Source organism: Anaeromyxobacter sp. SG17 (assembly GCF_022690695.1).
Taxonomy (GTDB): Bacteria; Myxococcota; Myxococcia; order Myxococcales; family Anaeromyxobacteraceae; genus Anaeromyxobacter; species Anaeromyxobacter soli.
This window is the reverse complement of sequence record NZ_JALCYX010000045.1, coordinates 19,607-35,792: the sequence shown is the minus strand read 5'-3', so window position 1 is coordinate 35,792 and position 16,186 is coordinate 19,607. Positions and strand designations below refer to the sequence as shown.

Sequence of the window (16,186 nt, the reverse complement as noted above, 5' to 3'; positions counted from 1 at the left end):
TTCGCCCGACGCGCTCGAGGCGCTCGCCGACGACGTGCTCGCCGGCGCGCCGGCCGACCTCGCCGCCGCGCCGTTCGTGGGCGCCGCCCTCCAGGCGCACCTCACCCGGCTCGCCGCGGCGCTCGAGCCGGCCACCCCCGCGCCGGCCGGGGCCGCCTGCCCGGTCTGCGGCGGCGCTCCCGTGGCGAGCGTCGTCCTCGGCGACGCCCGCGTGCGCTACGTCGTGTGCGGCCTCTGCAGCGCCGAGTGGCACGTGCCGCGCGCGCAGTGCCCCGTCTGCCGCGAGGCGGGCGGGCTCTCGTACCTCGAGGTCGAGGGCGGCCCGCGCGGCGTCGCCGCCGAGGCCTGCGATCACTGCCACGCCTACCTGAAGGTCTTCGATCTCGCCGAGGCGCACAGCGCGGACGCGGTGGCAGACGACGCCGCGACGCTCGTGCTCGACCTCCTCACGGGCGAGCGCGGGTTCCTGCGGGCGGGCGCGAACCCGCTCGCGCCGGGAGGCGAGCGGGCCTGACGGGCCGGCCTGGACTCGCGCCGCGACGGTCCGGGGGAGCGGTCGCCCGCCGAGCGGGCGAGCGGCGCGCGCCGCCGGTCGTCATCTTTCCGGGAAGGGAGGAGAGGTCATGCAGCTCGGGACGATCGCGCTCGCGGCGGTGCTGCTTGCCGGGCCTGCGGCGGCGCAGGAGACGAAGTCGCAGGAGTCGCAGCAGAAGTCCGAGGCGAAGCAGCAGGAGCAGCAGGGAGAGGAGAAGGCGCAGGGAGCGAAGGGGGCGGACACGCAGGAGGCCGAGCCCAAGCACATGAAGGGGTACGGCTACGGCACGCCGTCCGGTGTGGAGGCGGGAGGCAGCGCGCGACAGGCGGGGGACGAGAAGCGCAAGACGCCGAAGACCCCGCAGCAGGAGGAGGGCGCGAGCGTGACGCAGCCGCACGCGCGCGCGGAGCAGGCGACCCTCAGCGGGGAGATCGTGAGCACCGGGAAGGACAGGCTCACGATCCAGGCGCCCGACGGGATGCGCGACATCCAGGTCACCGCCAGGACCGAGGTGCGGGGCGAAGGGCGCAAGAGCGTGGCGCAGCTGAAGCGCGGCGATCAGGTCCGCGTGTCGTTCGACCCGAAGGCCGGCGTCTCGGTCGCGAAGCGGATCGAGGTCCGCGCGAGCGGCGACGCCCGGAGCGGGAAGGGCGTGGACCTCACGCCTCCGCCGGGGAGCTCGACGCCGCCCGGCTCGACGACCACGCCGAGCGGGACGCCGTCGGCGCCGGCGCCGGGGGCCTCGACCCCGGGCGGCACGACCGCGCCGGGCGGCGAGGGGCGGAAGTAGGGACCCCGTCCTGCCGAGCAGGGATCCGCGAGGGGACGCGCCGCGTGCGGGTGCGTCCCCTCGCTGCGAGTGGGGGGCCGCTCAGAGGTCCAGCTGGCCGTCGTCCACGAGCCGGCAGACCGCCTCGATGTCGCGGTGCAGCTCGCGGTCCTCGTCGAGGCGCGGGACGACGGCCCGGATCCGGCGGTGCGCCTCCGCGACCTTCACGGCAGGTCGAAGCGGTGCCCGCAGGTCGATCGCCTGCGCCGCCACGAGCAGCTCGATCGCGAGGCAGGTCCGCACGTTCTCGAGGACCTGCCTCGCCTTGAGGGCCGCGGTCATCCCCATCGAGACGTGATCCTCGCGTCCCGCCGACGACGGGATCGAGTCCACCGAGGCGGGGTGGCTGAGGACCTTGTTCTCCGAGACGAGCGCGGCGCTCGTGACCTGGGCGATCATGAACCCGGAGTTGAGGCCGTGCTGCGGCGCGAGGAAGGGCGGCAGCCCCGAGAGCGAGGGGTTCACGAGCTGCTCCACGCGCCGCTCGGAGATCGCCGCGAGGTGCGAGGAGGCCACCGCGAGGACGTCGAGCGCGAGCGCGACCGGCTGGCCGTGGAAGTTGCCGCCCGAGACGATCTCGCCCGTCTCCGGGAACACGAGCGGGTTGTCCGTCGCCGCGTTCACCTCGGCGGCGAGCGTGGCGCGGCAGAAGCCGATCCCGTCGCGCGCCGCGCCGTGCACCTGCGGCATGCACCGGAGGGAGTAGGGATCCTGCACCTTGTGGCAGCCCGGCCCCTGGTGAGAGGCGTTGAGCTCCGACCCCGCGAGCAGCTCGCGCAGCCGCGCCGCCGCCGCGATCTGGCCCGGCTGGCCGCGCACCGCCTGGATCTCGGGCGCGAAGGGCCGGTGCGAGCCGAGGAGCCCCTCGAGCGTCATGGCGCCGGCGAGGTCGGCGAGCGCCGCGAGCCGCTCGGCACGGAGCACCGCGAGCGTCCCCAGGGCCGCCATCGCCTGCGTCCCGTTCACGAGCGCGAGGCCCTCCTTCGGCTGCAGCACGGCCGGCGCGAGCCCCACCCGGCGCAGCGCCTCGCGCGAGGGCATGCGCTCCATCTTGCTGGGGGACGCAGCGTCATCGCGCCCCCCAGCAACAAGAGCTTCCCCCTCGCCGATGAGCAGGAGCGCGAGGTGCGCGAGCGGCGCGAGGTCGCCGGACGCGCCCACCGAGCCGCGCTCCGGCACGACCGGCGCGACGCCGCGGTCGAGGAGCGCGAGGAGCAGGTCGAGCGTCTCCTCGCGGATCCCGGAGACGCCCTTCGCGAGCACGTTCGCGCGGAGCAGCATGAGGGCCCGCGCCTCGACGAGCGGGAGCGGCGCCCCGACGCCGGCCGCGTGGGAGAGGACGAGGTTGCGCTGGAGCCGCTCGAGGTCGGCGCGCTCGATGCGCACCTCCGCGAGCGTCCCGAACCCGGTGTTGATGCCGTAGTGCGGCTCGCCGTCCTCGAGCCGCGCCTCGACGAGCGCGCGCGAGCGCCGGACCCGCTGGCGCGCGTCGGGGGAGAGCTCCGCTCGCGCTCGCCCGAGGGCGACCGCCTGGACCTCCTCCAGCGTGAGGGTGTCGCCGTCGAGGAGGACGTGCTGGCGTACCCCGCCGTTCGTGCCGTGGCTCATGGACGGCTTCCCTACACGGGCGACGCACGGTTGTCCCGGCGAGGAGCGGCGGACGCCCCCTGCGTGGCGTCCAGGCGCCCGGGGCAGGGTGGGTGCGCGTGGACCACACATCGGCGCGGCTCTTGCTCGGCCGCGCCACATGGCCCGCCGGATCGCCCTGCTCCTCGCCCTCGTCGCCACGCTCGCGGCCGCGCCGGTGCGCGGGATCCTCGAGACCCCCGATGCTCCCGCGCCGTGCGCGCCCTCCGGCCGCGGCCGGTTCCCGCGGCACTGGGTGGGCTGCGAGACGGACCCCGGCCCGGTTCGGCCGCTCGCCTCCGACGAGCGGCTCGCGCTCGGGCTCCGGGTGGATCCGAACCGCGCCTCGGCACGCGAGCTCGCCTTCGTCCCGGGCCTGTCCCGGCGCCTCGGCGCCGAGGTGGTCGCCGACCGGGAGCGGAACGGGCCGTTCCCGGACGTCGAGTCGCTCCTGCGCGTGCGCGGGGTCGGACCGAAGCGGCTCGCCCAGGCGCGCGAGGCGCTCGTCGTGGAGCCGTAGCGACCTGCCCGGGAGGTGGAGTACCCTGTCCCGCGCCGCAGGGACGGGAGGATTCGCTTTGGTCATTCGCTGTGAACGCTGCTCGACGCTGTACGAGCTGGACGAGACGCTGCTCGCGCCCGACGGATCCCAGGTCCAGTGCACCCGCTGCGATCACGTGTTCACGGCGCGGCCTCCCGCGCCGGCCGAGTCCGCCGGGCCACGAGCGCCCTCGAGCAGCCCCACGTTCACTCCTGCCGAGCTCGAGATCGCCGTCGCGCCCGCCTCGGGCGCCCCGCTCGATCCGCGGACGCCTGACGCCGTCGCCATCGGCGACGTCCCGCCGACGGCGCCCTCGCCGCGCGCCGACGGCTCCCGGCCTCGCGCGCCCACGCCCGAGCCCCGGTACGTGCGCGCCGGCCCTCCTGCCGTCTACCGGCCCACGCCAGGCCCGACCTCCGTCCGCGCTCACCCCGTCCTGCGCCGCGACACGGTCGGCGCCTTCGAGTCGCGGCTCCGCTGGAGCGCGCGGATGCGCTGGCTCCTGCCCGCGGCGGCGGTCGGCCTCCTCGCGCTCGGCGCCGGCGGCTTCCTCTTCGTCCGCGGCCGCTGGGCCGCCTCCAGCGCGGCGAGCGCGCGCGCGGAAGGGGCCGCGAACGCCCGGCCTGCGGGCCACGAGGCCGGCGGAGAAGCGCTCTCCGCGCGGCCGCCGGCCCCGCCGCCGCCCACCGCGCCGCCGCCCGCCGCGTCGCCTGCGGAGCCACCGCCTGGGAACGGCACGCCACCGGCGAGGAAGTCGATTGCCCAGCGACCCCCGATGGCGGCGCCGGCCGGAGCTGCGGCCGTGGGGGCGAGCGCCGCGCAGGCCCCTGCCGCCCTGGAGGGCGCGACCGCGGCACCCGCGTCCTCCCTGGGAGGCAACGCCTCGACCGCGCGGGGGCTGGCGCCGAGCGCACTCACGCCCGCGAGCATCCCCGACGTCGCCCCGGCGTCCGGAATGCCCCAGGTCGCGCCCCCCCTAGCGACCGAGGGCTCGCGTCACCCCGCGCGCGAGCCAGCCGTGCAGGACGAGCCGATCGGCGGGGGCTAGGGCCCCGAGGAGGCCGGCGGGCGTGGCGCGCAGGTTGCTCCAGTCCACGCTCGATGGCGTCCCTCCTCTGGCTGTGCCTCGGTCTCGTCGCGTTCAGCTATCTCGGCTACTTCCTCGTCCTCCTCGTCTGGGACGGCGTGCGCGATGCGCTGTCGGCGCTGCGCTTCGTCGCGGGCGGCGAGGACCGGCGCGCGCGGCGCGAGGCCGACGCCTGGCCGCGCGTGTCGATCGTCTTCTCGGCGTTCGACGAGGAGACGGTCATCCGGCACAAGATCGAGAACTGCCTCGCGCTCGACTACCCGCCGGACCGGCTCGAGATCGTGGTGGGCTGCGACGGCTGCACCGATCGCACCGCGGAGATCGCGCGCGCGGCCGGCGGGGACCGCGTGACCGTCCACGAGCTCACGCCGCGCGCCGGCAAGTCCGCCGCGATCTCGAAGCTCGTCCCCGGGGCGCGAGGCGACCTCGTCGTCCTCACCGACGCGAACGTGATGCTCGAGCCGGGCGCGCTGCGCGCGCTCGTTCGGCGCTTCCGCGATCCCGCCGTGGGGGCCGTGGTCGGGCGGCTGCGCCTCTACAACCCGACCCGCGCCGAGTTCGAGGAGAGCCTCTACTGGAAGTACGAGACGGTCCTCAAGTACTACGAGGGCAAGCACGGCGCGGTGCTGGGCGCGAACGGCGGCCTGTACGCGATCCGCCGCATCCTGTTCAGCCCCATCCGCCCCGACACGATCGTCGAGGACTTCGTCATCCCGGTGCGCATCGCGGTGCGCGGGTGGAAGGTGCCCTACGAGCCCGACGCCGTCGCGCACGAGGAGACGACCGAGGACGCCGGGCGCGAGTTCGTGCGGCGGGCTCGCATCGGCGCGGGGGACTGGCAGGCCCTCGCGCGCGTGCCGGACCTGCTCGACCCGCGCACCGGGTTCCTGTTCTTCTCGTTCGTGTCCCACAAGCTCCTGCGCTGGACGACCCCGTTCCTCCTCGCGCTGGCCCTCGTGCTGAGCGTGCCGCTCGCCGCGCAGCCCGGCGCCTGGCTGTATCGCGCCCTGCTCCTCGGCCAGCTCCTCTTCTACGGGCTCGCGCTCGCGGGCCCGCGCGTGGCGGCGGGGAGGCTCGGGCGCGTGGCGTCGCTCGCGCACTACTTCGTCACGATGAACGCGGCGCTCGCGGTCGGGCTCTGGCGCTTCGTGCGCGGCACGCAGCGCGCCACGTGGGAGCGCACCGAGCGGGTGGCGCCGCCGCCCGGGGTGCGCGCCGCCTGAGCGACGCTCTTCGGTTCGCGCCGGCTGCCGACCTTGTTCGTTGCCCGATCGAGATCGATCGCTTAGAGAGCCGGGGGCATGGCCTCCGCCCCCGAGCTCCTCGTCATCGGCCTCCTCCACACCCTGGATCCGGCCCGCCCCGTGGCGCAGGCCGCGCTCGTGCGCGACGGGCGCTTCGCCTGCGTCGGCACGGTGGAGGCCTGCGCGGCCCGCGCCGCTCCGGGCGCACGGCGGATCGAGGTCGGGAGCGCGGTGCCGGGGCTCGTGGACGCGCACGGGCACGTGATGGGGCTCGGCCGCGCCGAGCTCGAGGTGAGCTGCACCGGCCTCCCGACCGAGGACGCGTGCGTCGCCCGCACGGCGGAGCGGGCGCGCGCGCTGCCGGAGGGGAGCTGGATCCGCGGCCGGGGGTGGGACCAGAACCGCTGGCCGGGGCAGGCGTTCCCGACCGAGGCGCGGCTCTCGCGCGCCGTGCCGGACCACCCGGTCTTCCTCGTCCGCGTCGACGGCCACGCCGGCTGGGCGAACGCGGCCGCGCTCGCCGCCGCCGGGATCGGGCCGGACACGCAGGACCCGCCGGGAGGGAAGCTCGTCCGCGACGCGCGCGGCCGCCCCACGGGCGTCCTCGTGGACGCCGCGATGGACCTCGTGCTGAAGCGGATCCCCGCGCCGTCGCCCGCCGAGATCGAGGAGGCGCTCCGGCGCGGGATGGACGCGCTCGTCCGGCTCGGCATCACCGCCGCGCACGACGCGGGCGTGACGCCCGAGGTGCTCGACGTCTATCGCCGCCTCGCGGCCGAGGATCGGCTCCCGCTCCGCGTCTACGCGATGATCGAGGGAGAGGGGACCCCGGCGGACCTCACCGCCCGGATGGCGCGCTGGAAGGCGTCGCCGGAGGTGGGGCGGCTCACGGTGCGCGCGGTGAAGATCTACGCGGACGGCGCGCTCGGCAGCCGGGGGGCGGCGCTGCACGAGGACTACTCGGACGATCCCGGCAACCGCGGGCTGTTCCTCACGGCTCCCGACCTCCTGCGCGAGAAGGTCCGCGCGGTCGTCCAGGCCGGCTTCCAGCCCGCCATCCACGCCATCGGCGACCGCGGCATCGCCGAGACGATCTCGGCCATCGAGGGCGCGGGCGAGCGCGGCGCGGTGCGCGCGCTTCGGCCCCGGATCGAGCACCTCCAGATCGTCCGGCTCGCCGACCTCCCGCGGCTCGCGGCGGCCGGCGTCGTCGCCTCGATGCAGCCCTCTCACGCCACGAGCGACGCGCCCTGGGTCCCGGCCCGGCTCGGCGCCGGCAGCGCGCGGCTCGCTGGCGCCTACGCCTGGCGCTCCGTGCTGCGCGCCGGCGTGCCGCTCGCGTTCGGCTCGGACTTCCCCATCGAGAGCCCCGACGTGCGGCCCGGCCTCGCCGCGGCCGAGACGCGCCTCGCCTCGGGCGCGGCCGCGCCCTTCCTGCCGGAGGAGCGGCTCCGGCGCGAGGAGGCGCTGCGGGCGTTCACCGCGGGCGCGGCGTACGCGGCGTTCGCGGAGGGGCGCCGGGGGATGATCCGCGAGGGCTACGACGCGGATCTCACCGCGTTCGCGGGCGACGTGCTCGCCGTGCCGGCGAGCGCGCTGCCCGCGCTCCCGGTGACGCACACGATGGTCGGGGGCCGGATCGCGTTCGAGCGATGAGGGTCGGGCTCGTGCTTCGCTCCCGGCGAGCGAGGCGCGCGGGCGCTCACCGGGGCGTCGCGTAGCCCACGAGCAGCCGTCCGGTGGTGACGCGCCCGGCACCGACGATGAGCACGTCGTTCAGCGCCTTGCCGGCCTCGGTGCGCGCCTTCCACGGGCTCGACGCGTTGAGGTGCAGCCGCGCGACGCCGCGCGCCGTCCGGTGCAGGAAGACGACCGTGCCGTCGGCGCCCGCGCGCTCGACGAGGCCGACGTGCTCGACCGGACCGCCGGGGCGATCGGAGAGGAACACGAGATCGCCCGGCAGGGCCTTGCCGCGCCGGACCCCGGCCCCGGCCCTGGCCGCAGCGTGGAGGGCGCTCGCGTCGCCCTCGGCGACGGCGATGCCGCCCTCGGCCAGGGCGGCCCGGACGAGCGCGTCGCAGCCGTCGCCGTGGTCGGCGCCGCCGAGCACGATGGCGCTCGCGCCGAGGAGGCTCGCGGCCGACTCGAGCGCGCGCGGGACGGACACCTGGGAGGCGACCCGGGGGGTCCGCACGCGGGGGAGTCCGGTCTCCGGACCGGCTCCCGTGAGGGAGCCGGCCCGGATTCCGGGGGCGGGCGGGGGCAGGGGTTCGCGCCTCGCCGCGAGCTTCCCCCCGGCGCAGCCCGTCGCGAGGAGGGCCAGCGCGAGGAGACGTCCGCAGCTCGGCGACATCGACGCCGATGGTACGCACGCGACGTCGCACGTCCAATTTTCTCCTCCCGTCGCGACCGCGCGCGAGCAGGATCGCGCGAGGACGCCGTCCCCCCGGAGGCCGCATGACCCGCGCCGTCGCGCTGCTCGTCTCGCTCCTGCTCGCCGCGTGCGCCACCGCGCCGCGCTCGGAGGCGCGCCGCTGCGAGGGCGCCGCCGATCGCGTGAGCGCGCTCCTGCGCGCCGGGCTCGAGACCTACGTGGACGGCATGCGCCGCTTCGCGGCTGCGCGCGATCCGGAGCTCTCGACCGCGGAGGCCGAGGAGCGCGCCAAGGCGAGCTCCGATGCGTGGGCGGGTGCGCACCGCGAGGGGCTCGCCCGCGCCTGCCGCGAGTGGCCCGAGGAGCGGTACCGCTGCGTGATGTCCGCCGCGGACGCCGCGGCGCTGAACGGCTGCGGGCTCGAGGAGGTCGTGCGCGGGTACACCGACGAGGTCGTCTCGGACTTCGCGACGCGGCCGTTCGACCGGTCCGGCGCGGGTCGCTCCCGCTAACTGCGGGTCGAGCTCCGCGCCCGCTTCATCGCGCGCAGCCCGACGACGAAGACGAGGAAGCCCATCGCCAGGAAGAGCAGCATCCGCCCGAGCGCGGCCTTCAGGTAGCCGGGCGAGAGCGCCTCGGTGAAGATGCGGACCTCGCCCTCGCCGGGGAGGCTCACGCCGAAGCGCTTCTGCAGGAAGTCGCGCGTGTAGGTGCCGGGGGCGAAGCCGCCCTCCAGGGGCCCGGCCTGGCACGGGACGTCGCCCACGCGCTGCACGACGAACTGCGCGCCGCCGCCCTTCGGCGCGGCGAGGAAGAACGTGTAGCTCCTGCTCGTCGTGCGCGTGTCGCAGCGCGGCTCGACGTCCTCGAGCCGCACCCAGCGCTCACCCGGCGCGTCGGCCGCCTTCGCCGCGAGCGGCGCGTCCGCGGTGCGCGACAGCGCGATCCCGATGTTCGCCGCGAACCAGGCGGTGCCGAGGGTCCAGACCGCGCCGGCGGCGACGAGGAGCGTGCTCGCGAGCTTTCCCATGGGTGCGATCCATACCATCGGCGAGCGGTCGTCAGATCCTTTTCCCGGCGCGCGCGTTACGACCCGCAGGAGGTCCCACCCCATGCGCACCCTCGCGCTCGTCGCGCTCGCCGTCCCCGCCCTCGCCGCCGCCGCGCCCTCGCTCTCGCCTGCGTCCCGCATCGACGCGGTGACCGTCTACCGTCAGTCCGCCCGTGTCACCCGGGTCGCCCGCGTGGAGCTGCCAGCCGGCGCGAGCCGCGTCGTGCTGGAGGGGCTCCCGGACGAGCTCGACGACGACTCGATCCGCGTGGAAGGGAAGGGCGCCGCCCGCGCACGCGTGTTCGGCGTGAGCGTCGAGCGGGTGACCGCGCAGGCGGCGGTGACGGCGGAGGCGCGCGCGGTGGAGGAGCGGATCGAGCGGCTCCAGGACGACGACCGCGCGCTCGAGGACGCGAGTCGCGCCGCCCAGGCGCGCGCGAAGTTCGTCGAGTCGCTCCGCTCGACCTACTCCGAGGAGCGCGCCAAGAACCTCGCGGTCCGCGGCGTCTCGGTGCGCGAGTGGGCGGAGCTCGCCGGCCACGTCGAGCGCGAGCTCGCGGACGCCGCCGCGCGGGTGCGCAAGGCGGAGGCCGGGCGGCGCGAGCTCGCCCGGAAGCTCGCGCAGGCGCGCGCGGAGCTCGAGAAGGTGCAGTCGAAGCGCGCCCGGACCACGAAGGCGGTCGGCGTCGAGCTGGAGGCGGAGCGGGACGGCGCGCTGGAGCTCGCGGTCTCGTACGCGGTCGGCTCCGCGGGCTGGGCGCCGATCTGGGACGCCCGGCTCGACCCGGAGCGGGCGACGATGGAGCTCACCTTCCTCGGCTCGGTGTGGCAGCGCACCGGGGAGGACTGGTCCGAGGTGAAGCTCGCCGTCTCCACGGCGGAGCCCGCGCGCGGCGTGTACGTCCCCGAGCTCGAGCCCGTCTACCTGACGGAGCGCCGGGACGTGCACACCCTCGGCGTGGCGCGGCGCTCGCCGGCGAGCGCCCCGGCCGCCGCGAAGAGCGCGCTCGCGCAGGAGCCCGAGCAGGGTGTCGCCGAGGTCGAGCAGGACGTGGAGCTCGCGGCCGCGTCGGTCGAGCAGGGGCTCCTCTCCGCCGCCTTCACGGCGCCGCGGCGCGAGTCGGTGGACGGGGCGGGGCAGGCCCGCAAGATCGCCCTGCAGCGCTTCCCGCTGCGCGCGGAGCTCGTCCGCATCGCCGCGCCGCGCCGCGAGGCCGCGACGTTCCTCACCGCCAAGGCGGTGAACGAGACGGGCTTCCCGCTCCTCCCCGGCCTCGCCGGGATCTACGTGGGGGACGAGTTCGTCGGCCGGGCGCCCATCGCCCTCACCCCGCCCGGCGGCGAGCTCGAGCTCGCCTTCGGCGTGGACGATCGGATCGAGGTCGAGCGCAAGGTGCTCGAGCGGAAGCGGCTCACGGCGGGGCTCCTCTCGAAGGACGACGTGCAGCGCTACCGCGTCCGCATCGAGGTGAAGAACCGCTACGCGACCCCGGTCGCGGTGAGGCTCCTCGACCTCGTCCCGGTGAGCCGCGACGAGCGGATCAAGGTGGCGATCCTCGACGGCAGCACCGCGCCGGCGCGGGAGGATCCCGAGCGCCCCGGCGTGCGGATCCACGAGCTCGCCCTCGGGGCCCGCGAGTCGAAGGTGGTGGAGCTCCGCTACGAGGTCCGCACGCCGCGTGGGCTCGCGATCGCGGGGCTGGACTGAACGACGGCCCGGGCGATCACGCCTCCATGAGCGCGGCGAGGCTTGCGAGCGGGGACGGGGCCGGCCCGTCCCGGGGTCACCCTCGCAGCGCGCCGCGCTCGATCTGCGCCCCGTCCTCGGTCCCCACGAAGCCGCCCTCGGGGAGCTCCTGCCACGGGCCCGCGCCGATGGGCTCGCTCGCCACCGCGAAGACGTGGCGCGGGGCGGCGGAGGACGTGACGTGGAGCGTCCGGCCGTGCCGGCACGCCGCGAGGAGGCGGCCGTCGGAGACGACGAGGTTGAGCGACGTCGGCTTCGGGGAGGGCTCGGCGTCGGCGATGCGGAGGACGGTCGCGGTGGTGTCCGCGAGGGCGCGCCGGACCCGGGAGAGGTCCGCCGCGCGCGTCTCCCCGGTCGCGCGGAGGCGGGAGACGAAGAGGTAGAAGACCCGCTCGCTGTCGGTGTCGCCCTGGATCTCGCGGCGCAGGTCGGGATCGATCTCGGCCTCGATGGCGGTCCGCACCGCGGGGACCTCGCGGTAGCGCGCCACCGTCCCGTTGTGGGCGAAGAGCCAGCGATCGAACAGGAACGGGTGCGTGTTCTCGCGGAGCACCGGGCCGACGCTCGCCTCTCGCACGTGCGCGATGACCACCGCGGAGCGGACCTCGCGGCCGGCGGAGACGAAGGACTCGTCGGCGTGGGCCGGGAGGATCCCGCGCCGGACGTGCGGGGCCCCGTCGACGTACCAGCCGATGCCCCAGCCGTGCGGGTGCTTGTGCGACTGGAAGCGGAGCGCGTTCTCCGCGCTGCAGAGCGGCTCGCAGACGTCTAGGCCGGGGTGGGCGTGCTGGCCGAAGAGGCGGCACATCGCGGTCCCGGAACGTAGCAGCGAGCGAGCGCGCGCGCCAATGGGTCGCCGCGCCGCGCCGCGCCGACCGCCGGCCCGCCGAGCTTTCGCTCGTCCAGGCGCGCGGCGGCGTCAGGCGCGCCGGCCGCTCTCGCCCTGCCGCACCGCCGCGGCGACGAGGTGCGCGAGCCGGAGCGGCTCCGGGACGGCGCCGCGGTCCGTCAGCCGCGCGAGGGCCTCGGCCGTGGCCGCCGGCTCCGCGCCGCGCACCTGGAAGACGAACCCGCCGAGCCGGTGCACCGGCCCCGCGCGCTCGAGGAGCGCGAGGCGGCGGCCGGGGCGCGGGAGCCCGCGAATGGCGCGCTCCATCGCGGGGAGGTCCGGCGGGCGGCGCATGACCGCGACGCACGGCCGGTCGAGGCGCGCGGCGAGCGCCTCGAGGTCCACGAGGTTCAGCCCCCCGAAGCCGAGGCCGTCGAGGAGGACGAGGTGCAATTGGGGGAGGAACTTCCCGCCCACGAGCAGCCGGGCGACGGCGTCGGTCGCGTTCCAGCCGTCCTGGCGCACGCGGCCCCAGACGAGCCCCTCGAACCGCGTCCCCGCGCAGACGACGCCCGCGAGCCCCACGTCGCCGCGCCGCCGGCGCACGAACGGCGCGTCGTCGAGGCCGAGGGCGCGGAGCGTCCGGCCCGGCGGCGGGAAGCGCCTCACAGGGCGGCCTCGACCGGCTCGCCGAGGAGCGCGGGCGGGTCGCCGGCGAGATCGAAGAACGTGACGCTCACCCTCCGGCCGTGCACCTCGAGCAGGGCCGCCGTGCGGGGCAGCGAGAAGCGGCGCGGCCCCGCGCTGCCCGGGTTCACGAACAGCGTGTCGCCCACGCGCGCGACGCCCGGCCGGTGCGAGTGTCCGTGGACCACGAGCTCCGGCCGGTGGCGGACGAGCAGCGGGCGCGCCGGAGGCTTCGGCCGCTCGCGCGCGCCGAGGTCGTGCACGAGGAGCAGCGTGAGCGCGCCCACCTCGACGAGCGCGGTCTCCGGCAGGCGCCCGAGCGCGGGCAGCCCCTCGTCGTTGTTCCCGCGCACCGCCTTGACCGGCGCGATCTCCCGGAGCACCTCCAGGATCCGCGGCTTCACGATGTCACCCGCGTGCAGGACGAGCTCGACCCCGTGGAGGACGTCGCCGAGGCGGGGGTCGACGAGGCCGTGGGTGTCCGAGACGAGGCCGATCCGCATGGGGTCCTCTAGGCGGGCACGACCACGGGCGGTGGCCTCCTCGTCGACGTGGAACGTCTCCCGGTCACGCGATCCTCAGCGACAGTCGACCGCCGCGCCCGGCGCCGCGGTGTGGACGACCCGCCCGCGCTTCACCACGACGAGCGCGTGGTTCACCGCCATGTGCCAGGCGAGGTGCTCGGGCGAGCCGCAGCCCCACAGCACGAGGTCGGCGTCGCCGCCGGGCCGGAGCCGCCCCGCGTCCGGACGCCGGAGCGCCCGCGCTCCACCGGCGGTGAAGGCGACGAGCGCCTCCGCCGGGCTGAGCCGGAGCTGCAGGCACGCGAGCGAGAGCGCGAGCCCGACGTTCTCGCTCATGGCGCTGCCCGGGTTGAGGTTCGTCGCGAGCGCGACGCGCACGCCGGCCGAGAGGAGCTTGCGCGCCGGCGCGTAGCGGCTCGAGCCGAGGAAGAGCGTGGAGAGCGGGAGGAGCCCGGCCACGACGTCGGCGCGGGCGAGGGCGGCGATCCCCTCGTCGTCGATCTCCTCCAGGTGATCCGCGCTCGCGCAGGCGAGCTCGGCCGCGAGCCTGGCGCCGCCCGAGGCGGTGAGCTGATCGGCGTGCACGTGCGTCACGAGCCCGTGGCGCGCGCCCGCGTCCAGGATGCGGCGGGCCTCGTCGAGCGTGAACGCGCCCTCCTCCGCGAAGACGTCCACGTGCTCCGCGAGCCGCTCGCGCGCCGCCCGGGGCACGAGCACCTCGCACAGCTCGCGCACGAACGCGTCCCGGTCGCCCGCGCGCTCGGGCGGGACGGCGTGGGCGAGGAGGGTCGGGACGATGGTCACCTCCGCCCACAGCGCGTGCGCGAGGTCGTGGATGATCCGCAGGAGCCTGAGCTCGTCCTCCGTGGAGAGCCCGTAGCCGCTCTTCACCTCGACGGTGGTGACGCCCTGGGCGAGGAGGCGCCGGGCGCGGGCCACCGCGGTCTCGAGCAGCGTGGCGTCGGACGCGGCCCGCGTCGCCCGCGTCGTCACCGCGATGCCGCCGCCGGAGAGCGCGACCGAGAGGTAGCTCTTGCCCGAGCAGCGCAGCGCGAACTCGCCCGCCCGCTCGCCCGCGAAGACGAGGTGCGTGTGCGCGTCCACGAGCCCCGGGGTGACGAGCCCCCCGGCGGCGTCGATGACCTCCGCACCGTCGAGGTCCACCGCGGCCTCGAGCCCGTGCTCCGGGCCGACGAAGGCGATGCGCCGATCGTCCACCGCCACGGCCGCGCCCGGGATGAGGCCAGGATCGGAGGCGCCGGCGTCGCAGGTGGCGACGACCGCGTTGCGGAGGACGAGGGAGGCCTTCGGGCGGAGCGGTTTGCGAGGGGGCACGATCGGGGGCGGGGCGGTCGGGGTCGAGGTCGGGGTATCGGTCGGGTCGGGGTCGGGGGCGAGGTCGGGGGCGAGGGCGAGGTCGAGCGCCCGATCCTCCTCAGGGGATCTTCACCCCCCGTACTCTCGCCACCTCCCTCGCCTCCTCATACCCCGCATCCGCGTGCCGCAGCACGCCCATCGCCGGATCGCTGCGGAGCACTCGCTCGACCCGGCGCCCCGCCGCCTCCGTGCCGTCGGCGACCACCACCTGACCGGCGTGCAGGGACCAGCCGATCCCCACCCCACCGCCGTGGTGGAAGCTCACCCACGAGGCGCCGTTCACCGCGTTCACGAGCGCGTTCAGGATCGGCCAGTCGGCGATGGCGTCGGAGCCATCCTTCATGGCCTCGGTCTCGCGGTTCGGCGACGCGACCGAGCCGCAGTCGAGGTGGTCCCGGCCGATGACGATCGGCGCCTTCACCTCGCCGCGCCGGACGAGGTCGTTGAACGCGAGGCCCGCCCGATCCCGCTCGCCGTAGCCGAGCCAGCAGATGCGCGCCGGGAGCCCCTGGAACTTCACCTTGCGGGCGGCGAGGTCGAGCCAGCGGCGGAGGCCCTCGTTCTCCGGGAAGAGCGCGGCGACGGCGGCGTCGGTGCGGGCGATGTCGGCCGGGTCGCCCGAGAGCGCCACCCACCGGAACGGCCCCTTGCCCTCGCAGAACATCGGCCGGATGTAGGCGGGGACGAAGCCGGGGTAGGAGAACGCCTCCGCGAGCCCGGCCTCGCGCGCGCCGGCGCGGAGGTTGTTGCCGTAGTCGAAGACGTGGCTCCCGGCGGCGCGCATGGCGAGCATCGCCTCGACCTGCCGCGCCATCGACTCCTGGGCGCGACGGACGTAGCCCTGCGGATCGCGGCGCCGGAGCGCCGGCGCGTCGGCGAGCGGCACGTCCGCGGGCACGTAGCCGTTCAACGGGTCGTGCGCCGAGGTCTGGTCGGTGACGAGGTCCGGGGCGATCCCGCGCCGGGCGAGCTCCGCGAAGACCGTCGCGGCGTTCCCCACGAGGCCGATGGAGAGCGGCCGGCGCGCGCGGCGCGCCTCCTCGAGCCGCCGGAGCGCGTCGTCGAGATCTCCGGAGCGCGCGTCGAGGTAGCCGGTCTCGAGCCGCTTCTCGATCCGCGCGGGATCCACGTCCACGCCCAGGAACGCCGCCCCCAGCATGGTCGCCGCGAGTGGCTGCGCGCCGCCCATCCCGCCGAGGCCGCCGGAGAGGACGAGCCGGCCGGCGAGATCGTCCGTGCCGAAGTGCGTCCGCCCGGCCTGCGCGAACGTCTCGTAGGTGCCCTGCAGGATCCCCTGCGTCCCGATGTAGATCCAGGACCCCGCGGTCATCTGGCCGTACATGATGAGGCCGCGCTTCTCGAGGTCCCAGAAGTGCTCCCAGGTGGCGAAGCGCGGGACGAGGTTCGAGTTGGCGATGAGCACGCGCGGCGCGTCGGGGTGCGTGCCGAGGACGCCCACGGGCTTGCCGCTCTGGACGAGGAGCGTCTCGTCGTCGCCGAGGGTCCGCAGGCTCGCGACGATCCGCCGGTAGCTGTCCCAGTCGCGCGCGGCCTTGCCGGTCCCCCCGTACACGACGAGGTCCTCGGGCCGCTCGGCCACCTCGGGATCGAGGTTGTTCATCAGCATGCGCAGGGCGGCCTCCTGCACCCAGCCCTTGCAGGAGAGTCCCGTCCCCCGCGCCGCGCGGATCGCCTCCATCGTGCACCTCCGGGCCTGCAGCCTCACCCACCGTCC

At 76.2% G+C, this 16,186-nt stretch carries 16 protein-coding genes; 8 read left to right on the top strand and 8 right to left on the bottom strand.

Features of this window, described 5'->3' with window-relative positions; all coding sequences use genetic code 11:
• Together fdhE and MNY60_RS15885 are read left to right on the top strand one after the other, a co-directional pair.
• Nucleotides 1–514: formate dehydrogenase accessory protein FdhE (gene fdhE / locus MNY60_RS15890; protein WP_242361119.1), on the top strand; the 514-nt coding region annotated here is incomplete at its 5' end.
• Between the two features lie 109 nt (nt 515–623).
• On the top strand, nt 624–1,325 hold the full coding sequence (locus MNY60_RS15885; RefSeq protein WP_242339477.1) for a DUF5666 domain-containing protein: 702 nt from the start codon (nt 624–626) through the stop codon (nt 1,323–1,325).
• Nucleotides 1,326–1,406: 81 nt separating this feature from the next.
• Here MNY60_RS15885 and hutH read toward each other — a convergent pair whose 3' ends face one another.
• Complete coding sequence (gene hutH / locus MNY60_RS15880; protein WP_242339479.1) at nt 1,407–2,972, bottom strand: histidine ammonia-lyase; 1,566 nt, start codon at nt 2,970–2,972, stop codon at nt 1,407–1,409.
• Between the two features lie 139 nt (nt 2,973–3,111).
• Here hutH and MNY60_RS15875 point away from each other — a divergent pair, with 139 nt between their 5' ends.
• The 4 genes from MNY60_RS15875 to MNY60_RS15860 all read left to right on the top strand — a co-directional run bounded on the left by MNY60_RS15875 (nt 3,112) and on the right by MNY60_RS15860 (nt 7,518).
• Complete coding sequence (locus MNY60_RS15875) at nt 3,112–3,510, top strand: helix-hairpin-helix domain-containing protein (protein ID WP_242339481.1); 399 nt, start codon at nt 3,112–3,114, stop codon at nt 3,508–3,510.
• Nucleotides 3,511–3,568: 58 nt separating this feature from the next.
• Nucleotides 3,569–4,579, top strand: coding sequence for a zinc-ribbon domain-containing protein (locus tag MNY60_RS15870; protein ID WP_242339483.1), 1,011 nt, complete (start codon nt 3,569–3,571; stop codon nt 4,577–4,579).
• A 53-nt stretch (nt 4,580–4,632) separates the two neighbouring features.
• A complete protein-coding gene (locus tag MNY60_RS15865) occupies nt 4,633–5,841 on the top strand; it encodes a glycosyltransferase family 2 protein (RefSeq protein WP_242339485.1) in 1,209 nt (402 codons plus the stop codon).
• Between the two features lie 78 nt (nt 5,842–5,919).
• Nucleotides 5,920–7,518, top strand: coding sequence for an amidohydrolase (locus MNY60_RS15860; RefSeq protein ID WP_242339487.1), 1,599 nt, complete (start codon nt 5,920–5,922; stop codon nt 7,516–7,518).
• A gap of 46 nt (nt 7,519–7,564) precedes the next feature.
• Here the strand turns inward: MNY60_RS15860 and MNY60_RS15855 are convergent, their stop codons facing one another.
• A complete protein-coding gene (locus MNY60_RS15855; protein ID WP_242339489.1) occupies nt 7,565–8,056 on the bottom strand; it encodes an NlpC/P60 family protein in 492 nt (163 codons plus the stop codon).
• A gap of 263 nt (nt 8,057–8,319) precedes the next feature.
• On the opposite strand from MNY60_RS15855, the gene MNY60_RS15850 reads away from it, so the two are divergent.
• The gene (locus MNY60_RS15850) at nt 8,320–8,748 is read left to right on the top strand and encodes a hypothetical protein (protein WP_242339491.1); all 429 of its coding nucleotides are present in this window, start codon (nt 8,320–8,322) and stop codon (nt 8,746–8,748) included.
• Here the strand turns inward: MNY60_RS15850 and MNY60_RS15845 are convergent.
• Nucleotides 8,745–9,266 (bottom strand): hypothetical protein, encoded by a 522-nt coding sequence (locus MNY60_RS15845; RefSeq protein ID WP_242339493.1) that lies wholly within the window; start codon nt 9,264–9,266, stop codon nt 8,745–8,747. The genes MNY60_RS15850 and MNY60_RS15845 overlap by 4 nt on opposite strands.
• An 82-nt stretch (nt 9,267–9,348) precedes the next feature.
• On the opposite strand from MNY60_RS15845, the gene MNY60_RS15840 reads away from it, so the two are divergent.
• Nucleotides 9,349–10,995: a mucoidy inhibitor MuiA family protein gene (locus MNY60_RS15840; protein WP_242339495.1), complete on the top strand. Its 1,647-nt coding sequence runs from the start codon at nt 9,349–9,351 to the stop codon at nt 10,993–10,995.
• Nucleotides 10,996–11,071: 76 nt separating this feature from the next.
• On the opposite strand, the gene MNY60_RS15835 is transcribed toward MNY60_RS15840, so the two are convergent.
• From MNY60_RS15835 to hutU, 5 genes are all read right to left on the bottom strand, one after another.
• Nucleotides 11,072–11,842, bottom strand: a complete 771-nt coding sequence (locus MNY60_RS15835) for a class II glutamine amidotransferase (protein ID WP_242339497.1) — start codon at nt 11,840–11,842, stop codon at nt 11,072–11,074.
• A gap of 111 nt (nt 11,843–11,953) precedes the next feature.
• Complete coding sequence (locus tag MNY60_RS15830) at nt 11,954–12,532, bottom strand: DUF99 family protein (protein WP_242339499.1); 579 nt, start codon at nt 12,530–12,532, stop codon at nt 11,954–11,956.
• Nucleotides 12,529–13,053 carry a metallophosphoesterase family protein gene (locus MNY60_RS15825; RefSeq protein WP_242339501.1) on the bottom strand — a complete coding sequence of 175 codons (525 nt, stop codon included), beginning with the start codon at nt 13,051–13,053 and terminating at the stop codon, nt 12,529–12,531. Before MNY60_RS15825 ends, MNY60_RS15830 begins: the two co-directional genes overlap by 4 nt.
• 75 nt (nt 13,054–13,128) lie before the next feature.
• On the bottom strand, nt 13,129–14,409 hold the full coding sequence (gene hutI / locus MNY60_RS15820; RefSeq protein WP_242339503.1) for an imidazolonepropionase: 1,281 nt from the start codon (nt 14,407–14,409) through the stop codon (nt 13,129–13,131).
• 100 nt (nt 14,410–14,509) lie between these two features.
• Nucleotides 14,510–16,150 (bottom strand): urocanate hydratase, encoded by a 1,641-nt coding sequence (gene hutU, locus MNY60_RS15815; protein WP_242339505.1) that lies wholly within the window; start codon nt 16,148–16,150, stop codon nt 14,510–14,512.
• Nucleotides 16,151–16,186 lie beyond the last annotated feature (36 nt).

Bases quoted from the DNA above. Each gene is read 5' to 3' on its own strand.
- MNY60_RS15885 (WP_242339477.1), top strand. From the start codon at position 624: ATGCAGCTCGGGACGATCGCGCTCGCGGCGGTGCTGCTTGCCGGGCCT.
- hutH (WP_242339479.1), bottom strand. From the start codon at position 2,972: ATGAGCCACGGCACGAACGGCGGGGTACGCCAGCACGTCCTCCTCGAC.
- MNY60_RS15875 (WP_242339481.1), top strand. From the start codon at position 3,112: ATGGCCCGCCGGATCGCCCTGCTCCTCGCCCTCGTCGCCACGCTCGCG.
- MNY60_RS15865 (WP_242339485.1), top strand. From the start codon at position 4,633: ATGGCGTCCCTCCTCTGGCTGTGCCTCGGTCTCGTCGCGTTCAGCTAT.
- MNY60_RS15860 (WP_242339487.1), top strand. From the start codon at position 5,920: ATGGCCTCCGCCCCCGAGCTCCTCGTCATCGGCCTCCTCCACACCCTG.
- MNY60_RS15850 (WP_242339491.1), top strand. From the start codon at position 8,320: ATGACCCGCGCCGTCGCGCTGCTCGTCTCGCTCCTGCTCGCCGCGTGC.
- MNY60_RS15845 (WP_242339493.1), bottom strand. From the start codon at position 9,266: ATGGGAAAGCTCGCGAGCACGCTCCTCGTCGCCGCCGGCGCGGTCTGG.
- MNY60_RS15840 (WP_242339495.1), top strand. From the start codon at position 9,349: ATGCGCACCCTCGCGCTCGTCGCGCTCGCCGTCCCCGCCCTCGCCGCC.
- MNY60_RS15835 (WP_242339497.1), bottom strand. From the start codon at position 11,842: ATGTGCCGCCTCTTCGGCCAGCACGCCCACCCCGGCCTAGACGTCTGC.
- MNY60_RS15825 (WP_242339501.1), bottom strand. From the start codon at position 13,053: ATGCGGATCGGCCTCGTCTCGGACACCCACGGCCTCGTCGACCCCCGC.
- hutU (WP_242339505.1), bottom strand. From the start codon at position 16,150: ATGGAGGCGATCCGCGCGGCGCGGGGGACGGGACTCTCCTGCAAGGGC.